Origin of the sequence: Nitrobacter hamburgensis X14 (genome assembly GCF_000013885.1) — a bacterium.
GTDB classification, from domain to species: Bacteria; Pseudomonadota; Alphaproteobacteria; order Rhizobiales; family Xanthobacteraceae; genus Nitrobacter; species Nitrobacter hamburgensis.
Map to the genome: position 1 here is coordinate 2,833,006 of NC_007964.1, position 12,529 is coordinate 2,845,534.

The 12,529-nt window shown below is 63.2% G+C and carries 15 protein-coding genes; 5 read left to right on the forward strand and 10 right to left on the reverse strand.

The features are described 5' to 3' along the window. Positions 1-275: 275 nt before the first annotated feature. A complete protein-coding gene (locus tag NHAM_RS13155) occupies positions 276-896 on the forward strand; it encodes a transglutaminase-like cysteine peptidase (RefSeq protein ID WP_011511021.1) in 621 nt (206 codons plus the stop codon). 214 nt (positions 897-1,110) lie between these two features. Here the strand turns inward: NHAM_RS13155 and NHAM_RS13160 are convergent, their stop codons facing one another. From NHAM_RS13160 to NHAM_RS13175, 4 genes are all read right to left on the reverse strand, one after another. Then, a complete protein-coding gene (locus tag NHAM_RS13160) occupies positions 1,111-1,575 on the reverse strand; it encodes an FKBP-type peptidyl-prolyl cis-trans isomerase (protein ID WP_011511022.1) in 465 nt (154 codons plus the stop codon). A gap of 142 nt (positions 1,576-1,717) precedes the next feature. After that, positions 1,718-2,173, reverse strand: a complete 456-nt coding sequence (locus NHAM_RS13165; protein WP_011511023.1) for a hypothetical protein — start codon at positions 2,171-2,173, stop codon at positions 1,718-1,720. Positions 2,174-2,309: 136 nt separating this feature from the next. Further along, a complete protein-coding gene (locus tag NHAM_RS13170) occupies positions 2,310-2,840 on the reverse strand; it encodes a gamma carbonic anhydrase family protein (protein WP_011511024.1) in 531 nt (176 codons plus the stop codon). Positions 2,841-2,879: 39 nt separating this feature from the next. Then, positions 2,880-3,209 (reverse strand): DUF6949 family protein, encoded by a 330-nt coding sequence (locus NHAM_RS13175; protein ID WP_041358123.1) that lies wholly within the window; start codon positions 3,207-3,209, stop codon positions 2,880-2,882. A gap of 209 nt (positions 3,210-3,418) precedes the next feature. On the opposite strand from NHAM_RS13175, the gene NHAM_RS13180 reads away from it, so the two are divergent. Continuing rightward, positions 3,419-4,132, forward strand: coding sequence for a hypothetical protein (locus tag NHAM_RS13180; RefSeq protein ID WP_011511026.1), 714 nt, complete (start codon positions 3,419-3,421; stop codon positions 4,130-4,132). A gap of 88 nt (positions 4,133-4,220) precedes the next feature. Here the strand turns inward: NHAM_RS13180 and NHAM_RS13185 are convergent, their stop codons facing one another. After that, positions 4,221-4,439 (reverse strand): DUF3126 family protein, encoded by a 219-nt coding sequence (locus tag NHAM_RS13185; protein ID WP_011511027.1) that lies wholly within the window; start codon positions 4,437-4,439, stop codon positions 4,221-4,223. 112 nt (positions 4,440-4,551) lie between these two features. Next, entirely contained in the window at positions 4,552-5,373 is an 822-nt protein-coding gene (cysE, locus tag NHAM_RS13190; protein ID WP_011511028.1) for a serine O-acetyltransferase, read from the reverse strand. Between the two features lie 250 nt (positions 5,374-5,623). On the opposite strand from cysE, the gene NHAM_RS13195 reads away from it, so the two are divergent. Then, complete coding sequence (locus NHAM_RS13195; protein ID WP_245269882.1) at positions 5,624-7,036, forward strand: hypothetical protein; 1,413 nt, start codon at positions 5,624-5,626, stop codon at positions 7,034-7,036. Here NHAM_RS13195 and NHAM_RS13200 read toward each other — a convergent pair. Further along, positions 7,022-7,774: an alpha/beta fold hydrolase gene (locus NHAM_RS13200; protein WP_011511030.1), complete on the reverse strand. Its 753-nt coding sequence runs from the start codon at positions 7,772-7,774 to the stop codon at positions 7,022-7,024. The genes NHAM_RS13195 and NHAM_RS13200 overlap by 15 nt on opposite strands. Positions 7,775-7,832: 58 nt before the next feature. Further along, on the reverse strand, positions 7,833-8,936 hold the full coding sequence (locus tag NHAM_RS13205; RefSeq protein WP_011511031.1) for a hypothetical protein: 1,104 nt from the start codon (positions 8,934-8,936) through the stop codon (positions 7,833-7,835). 274 nt (positions 8,937-9,210) lie between these two features. Between NHAM_RS13205 and NHAM_RS13210 the strand changes: the two genes are divergently transcribed. Then, positions 9,211-9,456, forward strand: coding sequence for a zinc-finger domain-containing protein (locus NHAM_RS13210; protein WP_011511032.1), 246 nt, complete (start codon positions 9,211-9,213; stop codon positions 9,454-9,456). A gap of 7 nt (positions 9,457-9,463) precedes the next feature. Beyond that, a complete protein-coding gene (locus NHAM_RS13215; protein ID WP_011511033.1) occupies positions 9,464-10,666 on the forward strand; it encodes an FAD-dependent monooxygenase in 1,203 nt (400 codons plus the stop codon). Positions 10,667-10,718: 52 nt separating this feature from the next. Here the strand turns inward: NHAM_RS13215 and NHAM_RS13220 are convergent, their stop codons facing one another. Continuing rightward, entirely contained in the window at positions 10,719-11,150 is a 432-nt protein-coding gene (locus tag NHAM_RS13220) for a twin-arginine translocation pathway signal (RefSeq protein ID WP_011511034.1), read from the reverse strand. A 108-nt stretch (positions 11,151-11,258) separates the two neighbouring features. Then, a complete protein-coding gene (locus NHAM_RS13225) occupies positions 11,259-12,515 on the reverse strand; it encodes an aminopeptidase (RefSeq protein ID WP_011511035.1) in 1,257 nt (418 codons plus the stop codon). Positions 12,516-12,529: the final 14 nt, after the last annotated feature.

Consider the following 12,529-nt stretch of genomic DNA (forward strand, 5'->3'; position numbering starts at 1 on the left):
CCTCCGCTGCGTTTGAGGCCGCGCTCGCGCCGCGATTTTCCGGTTAACGCCACGCGCATTCCGATACGAAAACCCCGATTCCAGCGGGTTTCAATCGCTAACATCTAAAATTTGAATCAAGTGCGATCTCTTAAAATTTTAGTCAAATTCGATTCAAGTATAGATTCAATTAGCGGCGAACTTTACTTGCATTTGGCTCAAACACACTTCGAGTACTTAGCGGCGACGAAAATCCTTTGTGCGAAATGTGGTCCCAACAAGAAACGGGGGCCACAATGCTCAACAGGGGACAGGGAGTGGGACTGGCGGTCGCTGCCGCCGTCCTGTGGGGGATGGCGACGCAGGCGAGCGCCGGGGAAGCGCGGCAACTTTATGCAAGTCTTGGCAGCACCACGCGGGCGCCGATCGGCTGGGTCGAATTCTGCGGCGAAAATCCGAAGGAATGCCACAACGGCGCAACGCAGCCGCGGGATATCGTTTTGACGACTGACGCCTGGCGCGATCTTTTGAAGGTCAACCGCTGGGTCAACGAAACCATCAAGCCGATGACGGACAAGGATCACTGGGGCGTCGTCGAAAAGTGGTCGCTGCCGACCGACGGCTACGGCGATTGCGAGGACTACGTCCTGTTGAAACGCAAGATGCTGATCGACGCGGGCTGGCCGCGCGAGGCGTTGCTGGTCACGGTGGTTCGCGACAAGCAGGGCGACGGTCATGCCGTCCTGACCGTCAAAACCGACAAGGGCGAGTTCATTCTCGACAACCAGAACGAGGACGTCCTGGCCTGGACCAAGACCGGCTACCGCTTCATGAAACGGCAATCGCAAAGCGACCCCGATGTCTGGGTTGCGCTCGACGACAACCATCCGGCGGTCGCGACGGCCAGCTCACGATAAACAAGAGAACACGAGACCCGCGACCGGTCATACCCCTCCCCGTCCCAGACCGGTTCGCGCGCGGCCAGCCTCCCCCAAGGGCTGGCCGCACCCTTTTCAGGGCAGCTCCAGAGCAGCCTGCTTGAAGGAGCGTCACGTCCCGGATCGGATCACGCCCCGCGGAGCGCGGCGTGCCGGAGTGCGAAAACAGCCGATCGGCTTTGCCGGCAGCGGCTCAACCTTTCAGGCCGAGCAACTCGACTTCAAAGATCAGCGTTGCATTGGGCGGAATGACGCCGCCGGCGCCGCGTGCGCCGTAACCGAGCTGCGGCGGAATGACGAGAGTGCGCTTGCCGCCGACCTTCATGGTCGCGATGCCTTCGTCCCAGCCCGCGATCACCCGTTGCTTGCCGATCGGGAATTCGAAAGGCTCGTTGCGGTCCACCGAGCTGTCGAACTTATTGCCCTTCTGCCCGTTCACATAGAGCCAGCCAGTGTAATGCATGATGCAGACCTGGCCGGGTTGCGGGGACGGACCCTCCCCCACCTTGGTATCCGTGATCTGCAAACCCGATGCTGTGGTCATGGTTTTCTCCGCGGTCTGGGCCGCTGCTGTGGCCGGAGCATCGATCAGAACGATGCCGCCCGAAGCAATCGCAAGAGCAAACATCAAAACCCCCGCACATCGAAACGTCCGCATCGTCGCATTCTCCAGCCTGTGATCGGCGCACATGTCTAGCCCAAGGGCTGCACGACGACCACGGCTTTTTATGGAGTTTGCAACGTGAAGCGGCGACGCACGACCTGCGCACGCCGCCATCAGATCGTTGAGATGTCCGCGATCAGCGGCAGACTTCGACCCGCCGCCAGCGCCAGCCATGGCGGGTGTGAACCCGGCGGCGGCTCAGATAGCAGCCGCCATCGTCGTCGTAATAGCTGCTGTAGCCGTAGGGATAGCCGTAATAACCGTAATAACCGTAATAACCGTAATAGCCGTAATCGTCGTAGGGATAGCCCCAGCCGTAAGCATAGGGCGACGCGAATCCGAGCCCTATACCGAAGCCGCGGCCATGAAACCCATGGTTATGAAAGCCGCCATGGAAGCCGTGAAACCCGCCAAAGCCGCCGCCGTGAAATCCGCCACCGCCGTGGAATCCACCACCACCGTGGAATCCGCCACCACCGTGAAATCCACCGCCACCGCCAAACCCACCGCCACCGCGCGCCGAGGCAATGGTCGGCGAAACCAGTCCCACCGCGGCCACCGCCAGCAATGCGATCATCGTTTTGCGCAACATCGTCGAACTCCGTCCAGCTTCCCTTCGTCCCACCGATGACATACGCCGGCCGTGCCCGATTGTTTCTTCCGGCGACCTTCATTCGCTCGAATTTTGGCTCAATTCTCCGCGATCCGCACAACGTACTGCCGGAATCTCAACCGATCCGATTCAGGCCCTTTTTGAAGCGCAGCCCGTTCGCTGCGTAGAATTTCGCGCCGCTTCGCATCGCCTCGGCCTGGGCCGGCTCCAGCGTGCGGATGGCGCGCGCCGGCGCGCCGACGATAAGGGAATGGTCCGGGAATTGCTTGCCTTCGGTGATGAGCGCACCGGCGCCGACGATGCAGCCTCGGCCGACCCGCGCGCCGTTCATGACGATCGAGCCCATGCCGATCAGCGCACCATCCTCGATGGTGCAGCCATGCAGTATAACATTATGGCCGATCGTACAGTTGGCTCCGATCGTCAGCGGAAAACCCTCGTCGGTATGGCAGGTGCTGCCGTCCTGGATGTTGGACCCCTCGCCGACCTCGATCCACTCGTTATCGCCGCGCAGCACCGCGCCGAACCAGACGCTCGCGTTCTCGAGCAAGCGCACCCTGCCGATCACCGCGGCGGTGTCGGCGATGAAAAAGCGTCCGCTTTTCGGAAGGTCGGGCGCCTGCCCGTCGAGTTCGTAAATCGCCATGACGGCCTCCTGCAGGAGGCGACCATGCCACGACGTAGTTCAGGCGAGCAACCCGACCGCCTGCAGCGTCATGACCACGCAGGTGCCCGACATCAAGCTCCAGAACCCGGCGATCACGGTCGCCATCATGACGAATTCAAAGCGGCGGCGTTCGATGCGTCGTCCGCGAAGGGTGTTGCGCATAATGATGAAGGGCGCAGCGAAGACCAGGAACGGAATCGCGGCGAAGGCTCTTGCAACAACGCCCTGCTGCAGCAATCCGAAGCCGGCGGGACGTTTGACGAACGCCTGATAGCCGCTGGCCAGCGTGCCCGCGATGGCGAATCCGAGGCACAAGGCGAAGAAGGAATTCAATGCATCCGGCGACATCGAAAGGACATCCGTTACACGACCACGACGTCCTTTGCTTCGCAAAATACCGCTCTCCCCGCCACCTTATCCTTAAGGAAGGGTTAACGCGGCACGCGGTCCCGACCTTTCGCGGCGGCGCGGTGCGGCCGACCTGCCGCATGAAAACTCCACAATGCGTGGCATAGTCGCGGCTGATTCGTCCTCTCGGAAAAGTCCCGCCCTGCCGCATGACCCTGCTGTCGTCCGCCCCGCGCCGATCACGCGGATCAGTTAAACCGCGGCGCGGTCATCTCGCTCCGCTTCTCGCAGCCGCCCTGATCGCGGCGCCTGCGGTAACGGCAGTCGCCTGGCTGTTGTGGCCGACCTGGACGCCCAAGGCGTTTGACAACAATGAGCGGCTGCCGGTCAGCATCGGCGAGACGTTGTTCAACGTGCCGCAGCACGCCTTCCGCCGAAAAGTTCAGAGACATTCGGGACCGCAGGAACGCGTCGATCTGAATTTCGCCTATCCCTCGCTGGCGGCGCCGGACGCGCCAAGGCATGTCACCGCCGAGACTATCGAAGATACGCCGCAGCCGATCGACCGCATCTTCCTGTCGATCGCCGCGCATCACGATTCGCTGGCGCCGGACATCCTCGTCCGCACCATCTATCCGCGCTATCTCGATGCGACCCGGACGCAACCTCGGGATGGACTGTCGATGGGCGCGTTCCGCGACGGCACGCCGTATGCGGGCGAAGATTTGTTCTCTGCCGATGCGCCGGCAATGGTGGCGCGATGCACCCGCGATGCGCCGACGCCGGGCATGTGTCTGAGCGAACGCCGCATCGGCGGCGCCGACCTGACGTTCCGCTTTCCGCGGCAATGGCTGACAGAGTGGCGCGACCTGGCCGGTGCGATGGAACGGCTGGTGCAGCAATTGCACGGACCGCAAAGCTAGACCGGAATGAGTTCACGATGAAGCGTTTCAACGTGAGGCTAAAGCGCGAAGCGGGTCTTCGCGCAGACATCCCGGCCATCTCGGTAGTTTAGCCGACGTCGGCCAGATCCTCCTCGAGGATCGCCATCTGGAACTGGAACGAGCGGTCGTCGTCCTCATCGTCGACGAACAGCACGCCAATGAACTCCTCGCCGATATAGACCTCGGCCGAGTCATCCTTCTTCGGCCGCGGCACCACGCGAATCCTGGGGTTGCCGAACACGCGCTTGAGATAGGCGTCGAGCTTTCTGACTTCCTGAACGTCCACGGCGGTCTCCGCTATGATCTGGGGCTCGCAGGGTTCTAGAGCGAGACGGCTTGCGCCGCCACCGGTTTATTCGAACCTCAAGTATCCAAAAAAGAATTTTCGCCCGAGAAAGTCACATCGCATTCAGCATCTGGTTCATCGTACGCGACGGCTCCGAGCAGCCGGCCGTGCCGACGATCCTGGCCGGAACGCCCGCAACGGTGACGTTGTGCGGCACCGCCTTCACGACGACCGATCCGGCGGCGATGCGCGCGCAATGTCCGACCTCGATGTTGCCGAGAATCTTCGCGCCGGCGCCGATCAGCACGCCATGGCGGATCTTCGGATGGCGGTCCTCATTTTCCTTGCCGGTGCCGCCGAGCGTCACGCCATGCAGGATCGACACGTCATCCTCGATGACGGCGGTTTCGCCGACAACGAAGCCGGTGGCGTGATCGAGGAAAATGCCACGGCCGATTTTCGCCGCGGGATTGATGTCGGTCTGGAACACCGCCGAGGCGCGGCTCTGCAGGTAATAGGCGAAATCCTTGCGGCCCTTCCGATGGAGCCAATGCGCAAGGCGGTGGTTCTGGATGGCATGGAAGCCCTTGAAGTAGAGCAGCGGATCGATGAACCGCGACGTCGCCGGATCGCGGTCGTACACCGCCACCAGATCGGCGCGGAACGCGTTGCCGATGTCGGGATCGTCGCGCAGCGCCTCGTCGAAGGTCTGACGGATCAGGTCGCCCGACAGCGCCGAATGGTCGAGCCGCTCGGCGACGCGATGCACCACCGCAGCCTCAAGACGATCGTGATGCAGGACCGTCGAATAGATGAAGGATGCCAATTCGGGTTCGCGGCGAACGATGTCCTCGGCCTCGCCGCGGATGCGATCCCAGATCGGATCGAGCGCCGCAAGCTTTGGATTCTGCGAATTGACTTGCTGGATCGCCATGGTCGTCTCGCAACCTCAAATTCTGTGCCGCAGCATAGCATGACGCGACGTCGTTGTCCTCGCCGTTCAGCGGATATTCATCCGGCCTGCTTAGGGTGAACTGACCATCTAAGCAATTGAACGACCGCACTATATCGGCACGCCGGCCGGCTTCGCGCTACCCCCGGGACGGCTCGGAATCCTCACAATCCGAGCCACCATCGGGCCAATTTACGTCACACAGTTTATGCATTCGCGCCGGATACTCAATATGCCGAATGGTGCGCCGCCCACTGGAGAGACCCCCATTTCTACCCGATCTACCCGCGTCCTATACACGCGCGCCGCGGCAGCGCCCTGGGCCTGGATCGCGGCGATCGTCATTCCCGTTCTGCTGCTCGCCCCCGCGATCTGGAACGGTTATCCGCTGCTGGAATACGATACCGGCGGCTACCTGGCGCGATGGTACGAGGGCTATCTCGAGCCGAGCCGCTCGACCGTGTACGGCATCTACCTTCATTTAGGGAAGGACTCGTTTTTCTGGCTCAATCTGGCATGTCAGGCGCTGCTGACGCTGTGGATCCTGCATTTGACCCTGCGGGTGCTCTCCCTGGCGCAGCCATTGCGGCTTCTCGCCATCGCCGTGATCCTGACCCTGGCCACGGCGCTGCCGTGGCTCGCCAGCATGTTGCTGACCGACATTTTCGCGGGATTGGGAGTGCTCGCGCTATTTATCCTCGTCGTGCACAACGGCAAGCTCTCGACCATCGAGCGGGTTTCGCTGTTTCTGTATACGTCATTCGCGGCGGCGACCCACACAGCGACGTTCGGCGTGCTGTTGGGCCTGTGCTGCGCGGGATGGGTCGTCAAGCCATGGCTCGGCCGAAGGCTTCCGATTGCCGGCCTGATTCAGGGCTGCCTGACGCTCGTCGCCGGCGCGGCCATGCTGCTGGCGGCGAATTACGCGCTGTCGGGCCGGCTTGCCTGGACGCCGGGCGGCGCCGGCGTGTCGTTCGGACGCATGATGCAGGACGGCATCGTCGCGCGCTACCTCAACGACCACTGCGACAAGATCAAGCTGAAGCTTTGCCCCTACCGCAATCAACTGCCGGCAACAGCGGACGACTTTCTTTGGGGCAACGACAGCGTGTTCAACAAGCTCGGCCGTTTCGAAGGCATGAACGGCGAGATGGAATTCATCGCAACGCAAGCGCTGGCCGCCTATCCGCTCTGGCAGACCGAAGCGGCGGTCGAAGCAACGGCGGAGCAACTCGTGCAAGTCGGCACCGGCGAAGGCACCACCGGTTGGATTCCGCACACCTACGGCATCATCGAACGCTATCTACCGGAACAGGTGAAGGCCATGCGCGCCGCGCGTCAGCAGCACTGGAACATCAAGTTCGCGGCGATCAACTGGATTCATATCCCGGTCGCCCTCACCTCGATGCTGTTGCTCGCCGGCATCGCCCTGGCGGCCCTGTGGCGACGGCGCCTTGACGACGTCGAACTGCTCGCCGCGACGGTTTGCGTCGCACTGCTCGGCAACGCCTTCATCTGTGGCGTGATATCCGGCCCCCACAACCGCTACGGTGCGCGCATGGTCTGGATCGCAACATTCGTGGTGTTGATCGCGGCGGCGCGCTCCCTCGCCAATCGCTATGGGTCGGCCTCACGGCCGGCGTGACAGAAATTTCAGCACGCCTTCCTTGTAGACCTTGTCACCCACCGCGCGCATGTGATCGCGGTTCGGAATGTCCAGCACTTCCGCGCCGGGGATGATGTTTGCAAGCGCCTGCGCCGATCCCGCGATCTCATCCTTGGTGCCGACCGCTATCAGCGTCGGCACCTTGATGCTGGCGACCTCCGCTTCCGTCATCAGCCGCCGCGATCCGCGCAAACACGCCGCCAGCGCACGACGGTCGGAGCGGGTCTGATCGGCGAATGCGCGAAACGTGCGGCCGAACGGATCCGTCACGTCGTCCAGCGACGGCGCTTCCAACGCCCTGGCGACGCTTTCGCCGGGGCCGCCACCCTTGATCAAACCGATACCCAGACCACCGAAGATTCCGGAGCGCACCCGTTCAGGCCGGGTCTGTGCCAGAATTCCCGTCATCCGTGCGCCGAGCGAATAGCCCATGACGTCCGCGCGCGCGATGGCAAGGTGATCCATCAGTGCGGAGATGTCGCTCGCCATCGTGCCGATGTGATAGTCTTCCGGATCGTAGAGCTTGCTGGAATCGCCGTGGCCGCGATTGTCGAACGCAATCACCCGGAACCCGTTTTTGCGCAATTCCGACACCCAGGTCGGATACACCCAGTTAACGTTCTTGCTCGACGCAAAACCATGCACGAGAACGACGGGGTCACCCTCGCCCTCGTCGAGGTAGGCAATTTCAACGTCGCCGTGATGAAAGCTCGGCATCGGCAAATTCCGTGGATCGGGATGGCAACGAGATGGTCGGCAAACGACCGGTGAGAAGTTATGACGGCACGGCGGACTGCCGCCGCAGCCGCCTGGCTTTTGAACGTTGCAGCCATGACAGCGTCAGGCGCTCGGTCGTGGCCTTGATCGATGACAGGAAGCCGAATAGCGCAAATACCGCGCTGAGCACCCACATCGCGAGATTGAACGCGCCGGTGGTGAGCAGCAGCGCCCCGCGTCCCAAAATCTTGATAATCGCACGGGTTTGGCCGCCTTTAGCTCCGGCAAGCCGCGCTGCGCGTGCGACATCTTTTGGTCCCTGGGCGATCCGCAGCGTGTCGAGCGCACCCCGTGTCCCGGCCTTTTCGCCGATGCGGCCGACATCCTTGGCGAGACGCACCAGTCCGCCGGCCTTCTCCGCGCGGATCGCAGCCTTGATCGCGCCGGCCGTCTGACGCGGCCGTGCCAGTGCCGCCGTCGCGACGGCGTCTTGCAGTTTCCGCGTGTCGACCATCTCGCGCGCCGAACGGCCTGCCCACCGGCTCAGACCTTCACCGAGCCGCCCAACCTTCCGGGCGTCCTTGACCAGCGTGAGGCCGGCGCGGGCCGGAGCCGCGCCGCCGACGGACACAAAGGTGGCCGCCGTCACAACGAGACCCGTTGCGGCGAGCCCCAGCAACAGCCGGTCGGTATCCTCGCCCATCGCCAGGTGCTTGCCCTCGCGCATGATGTCCCGGACATCACCGAATACGCATAGATCGCCTGCGACCGTACCCGACAGGCTCGCACCGTCATCGGCATTGCCGGTAACCAGCCCGGCGAGGAATCTCCCGGCCATGTGTCCGGTAGAATTTTCTTCTCTGACGGCTTCGGCAACGCGTTGCGACAACTCGCCGGGTATCGGTATTCCCCTCGCTGCCGCAAGATCGACAAAGCTGTTCGCGAGGTTCGTATCTTGCGCCGCAAGTGCGGCCTTGATGTTCTGCTCGACCAGTGCCGGATCATTGCGAAGTATGGAATCGAGTTGAAGGTCGGAGAGGCGCGCGGGATCGTCCTGTACCATCAATACGGCGCCGGCATCCTTGGCATGCGGCCACAGCAGAGCGAACGCCGTTGCGCATATCGCCGCCCCCGTCATCGCGCTGCCAATCCGCCATCGCATCGTCGAAATCCCGTCAGGCCTGCCTTCGTCGTGCGCCTAAAGGTGGTGTGCCGTTATTCAGACACAACTTCCACGACGAAAGAAGGGCTTCTCCCAGACGACAGGATTATGTCGAATGTGTATGGATAATTGACCCGCAAAATTTTCCAAATCTGTTTCCGGCGATCTAGAAATCGGAAGTGCCGGTCAGTATGGTGCGGCGCGATTGTCGTTGCGTATCCGGCGCGTCATATCCGGCGCTTTAAATGTCGCGCAACGATCCGAGGTGGAAAGCATGTCTGATCACGTAGTCCCCCACTTTCATAACGATGCCGGCGTCGCCGTTATCGAGATCGGCTCACAGGAATTCATGTGTGTCGGAGCCAATCCACCGTTCGATCATCCGCACGTCTTTCTCGACCTCGGCAACGACAGCGAAATCATCTGCCCATATTGCTCGACGCTGTACCGGTTCGCGGCCGATCTCGGCCCCGGACAGGCCCGCCCCCCGGAATGCGTGGTGAGGGATAAGGCGGCCTGATCGGCCTGTGACCCGGTCGCGCACAGTCGTTGTCGCCGGTGCCGGGATCGGAGGTTTAACGGCGTCGCTTGCGCTGGCCGCCAAGGGCTTTCGCATCCTCATCATCGAGACGGCCGAGCGCCTCGAAGAGGCCGGCGCGGGCCTGCAACTGTCGCCGAACGCAAGTCGCATCCTGATCGGCCTCGGCCTGCACGCGCGACTGTCCGCACGCGCACTCGTGCCAGAGGCTATCAGCATCATGAGCGCGCGGCACGGCGGCGAGATCTGCCGCCTGCCGCTTGGCGAGGCGGCGGCGTTGCGCGCAGGCGCGCCTTACTGGGTGGTGCATCGCGCCGGCCTGCAGGCGGCGTTGCTGGAACAGGCTCGCGATCATCCCGAGATCGAGTTGTGCCTTGGTGCGGCGATCGAAAGCGTGGCGGCGCACGGCAACGGCGTAACTTTGGGTGTGCGCCACGGCATGACAAGCCGGCAGGAGACTGCATGGGCGCTGATCGGCGCCGACGGCGTGTGGTCCGCGCTGCGAACTCGGCTCTTTCCGGATGCGAGGCCGCTGTTTTCCGGCCTGACCGCGTGGCGCGGAACCATCGAGGCGGCGCAGTTGCCGCACGACATGACCGCGCGCCGGGTGCGGCTCTGGATGGGACCGGACGCGCATCTCGTGGCCTATCCGATGTCGGGCGGAAGGCAGATCAACATCGTCGCGGTGGTACCGGACGCCTGGAACCAGCCCGGCTGGAGCGCCGCTGGCGATGCGGCGGAGATCAAGCACCGGTTTTCACAAGCGCGCTGGTCTGAGCCGGCGCGCATGATGATCGACGCCGTGGACGGCTGGCGCAAGTGGGCGCTGTTTACGATTCCCCCGATGGCCGCGTGGCACCGCGACGCAATGGCTTTGCTAGGTGACGCCGCCCACGCCATGCTGCCGTTTGCCGCGCAGGGCGCGGGCATGGCGATCGAGGATGCCGCGGTACTGGCGCAGTGTCTCGGCGAAGCCGCGAACGAGAGCGCCCACGGCGCTGCCGCTGCACTTGCGCGCTACACAAGCTTACGCCGCGCGCGCGTCGCGCGCGTGCAGGCGCTCGCGCAACGGAACGGCCGGATTTACCATCTCGGGGGAGCCGCCGCTCTGGCGCGCGATCTCGCCATCAGGGCGATGGGACCGCGACGTCTGCTGGCGCGTCAGGACTGGATCTACAATTGGCGGCCCTGAATCAGGCGGATCCGGCTCATTTACTTATCCGTCATTGCGGGATCGTCGGAGATCAGTAAACAGCGCTGCCGGAGCGCCTCGGTGGCGGCGCACCGCGTGCGCTGCTCGCCGGGGCTGTGGTTGCGGCGGGCGCCGCCTCGTGACACTTGTTCCGCTGCCATTCCTGTTCGACGAGCTTGGCCGAAGCGCGAACGGTGATGTAGTCGTTGCGATACGCAACCTCCGCCACGACCGAGCCAGCGACACCGGTATGGGCCTTGTCGATCAGCCTCTGCAATTCGGCGGTGCGCGCCGCCAAAGACTTGCGTTGCGCGTCGAGCTGCGGGCAGTCGTAGAGATCGTACTTCGCGGGATCGACGAACGCCCCCGAGACCGGACCGTCACCGAGGTTGGCGCAACCGGAAAGACCGCCAGCCGCGACCAGCAACGCGATCGCGGCGGCGGATAGCCACTGACGACGGTCGTTGACGATACGGTCCGACATGGTCCCCTGTTCAGGCCGACTGCATTGAAGCTGCGTAAAGCACCCGATTAAAACTGCGTAAAGCACCGGCTCGTGACCGCATTGAGGCCGTCGGTGCGATCAGGCGGCTTACGCCCACTCTCCCTTGCGGAAGACGGGAACGCGGCTGCCGTCGCTGCCGATGCCGTCGATATCGATCTCGCCGGATCCGATCATCCAGTCGATGTGAATGAAGCTCTTGTTGCCGCCTTGCGCCGAGATCTGCTCCGGCGACAGTTTGGCGCCGTCGACGAAGCACTTCGAATAGCACTGGCCGAGCGCGATGTGGCAGGCCGCGTTCTCGTCGAACAGCGTGTTGTAGAACAACAGGCCGCTCTTCGAGATCGGCGAAGAATGCGGCACCAGCGCGACCTCGCCGAGCCGTCGCGCGCCCTCATCCGTATCCAGCACCTTGTTCAGCACGTCGGCGCCGCGCGACGCCTTGGCTTCGACGATGCGACCCTGCTCGAAGCGCACGGCGATGTCGTCGATCAGCGTGCCCTGATACGACAGCGGCTTGGTGCTGCGGACGTGGCCTTCGACCCGCAATGCATGCGGCGTCGTGAACACCTCCTCGGTCGGAATGTTCGGATTGCAGACGATGCCGTTTTTCGCCGTGGAAGCGCCGCCGACCCATTCATGACCATCGGCGAGGCCGACCGTCAGGTCGGTGCCGGGCCCGGAGTAATGCAGGGCACGGAAGCGCTGGCCGTTGAGCCAGTCGGTACGCTGCCGCAAGGCGGCGTTGTGCGCGGTCCAGTTCGCGATTGGATTATCGTTGTCGACGCGCGAGGCGGAGAAAATCGCGTCAGCAAGTTTCGCCACCGCGTCGCTTTCGCTGTCGTCGGGAAACATCAGCGTGGCCCAGGCCGTGCCCGGATAAGCAACGATATTCCAGTTGATGTCGAAGCCGACGACTTTCTCGAGCGCCGGCTGGTAGGCCATGGAGTTCGCCTTGTTGGCGCGGGCGACTTTCGCAGCATCCTCGCCCGAGAGCAGCATCGGATTGTCGCCGACGACGGCGAGCCGTGCGGTGTTCGCGGTAAACGCTTTCGCCATGCCCTCATAGAGCCAGCCTGCGGCTCGATCGAAACTCGCGTCCGGCCCGAATCTGTAGCGCGACAGCGTGATGTCTTCATCGGAAAAAAACGGCATTACCAGCCCCGCACCGGCCTTGTAGGCATGTTCGGCGATCCGCCGCACCAGCGGCAGCGCGGCGGCGGGCGCGGTGATCAGAAGGTCCTGCCCCGGCGCGAGCTGCAAGCCCACCTTGACCGCGACTTCGGCGAGACGATCCAGTTTCACCGGGTCGATCGGCGTGGACATATTGCGCTGATGCTGGGTCATGCGAACTCATCCTG

Bases quoted from the DNA above. Each gene is read 5' to 3' on its own strand.
- NHAM_RS13155 (WP_011511021.1), top strand. From the start codon at position 276: ATGCTCAACAGGGGACAGGGAGTGGGACTGGCGGTCGCTGCCGCCGTC.
- NHAM_RS13160 (WP_011511022.1), bottom strand. From the start codon at position 1,575: ATGCGGACGTTTCGATGTGCGGGGGTTTTGATGTTTGCTCTTGCGATT.
- NHAM_RS13165 (WP_011511023.1), bottom strand. From the start codon at position 2,173: ATGTTGCGCAAAACGATGATCGCATTGCTGGCGGTGGCCGCGGTGGGA.
- NHAM_RS13170 (WP_011511024.1), bottom strand. From the start codon at position 2,840: ATGGCGATTTACGAACTCGACGGGCAGGCGCCCGACCTTCCGAAAAGC.
- NHAM_RS13175 (WP_041358123.1), bottom strand. From the start codon at position 3,209: ATGTCGCCGGATGCATTGAATTCCTTCTTCGCCTTGTGCCTCGGATTC.
- NHAM_RS13180 (WP_011511026.1), top strand. From the start codon at position 3,419: ATGACCCTGCTGTCGTCCGCCCCGCGCCGATCACGCGGATCAGTTAAA.
- cysE (WP_011511028.1), bottom strand. From the start codon at position 5,373: ATGGCGATCCAGCAAGTCAATTCGCAGAATCCAAAGCTTGCGGCGCTC.
- NHAM_RS13195 (WP_245269882.1), top strand. From the start codon at position 5,624: ATGCCGAATGGTGCGCCGCCCACTGGAGAGACCCCCATTTCTACCCGA.
- NHAM_RS13200 (WP_011511030.1), bottom strand. From the start codon at position 7,774: ATGCCGAGCTTTCATCACGGCGACGTTGAAATTGCCTACCTCGACGAG.
- NHAM_RS13205 (WP_011511031.1), bottom strand. From the start codon at position 8,936: ATGCGATGGCGGATTGGCAGCGCGATGACGGGGGCGGCGATATGCGCA.
- NHAM_RS13210 (WP_011511032.1), top strand. From the start codon at position 9,211: ATGTCTGATCACGTAGTCCCCCACTTTCATAACGATGCCGGCGTCGCC.
- NHAM_RS13220 (WP_011511034.1), bottom strand. From the start codon at position 11,150: ATGTCGGACCGTATCGTCAACGACCGTCGTCAGTGGCTATCCGCCGCC.
- NHAM_RS13225 (WP_011511035.1), bottom strand. From the start codon at position 12,515: ATGACCCAGCATCAGCGCAATATGTCCACGCCGATCGACCCGGTGAAA.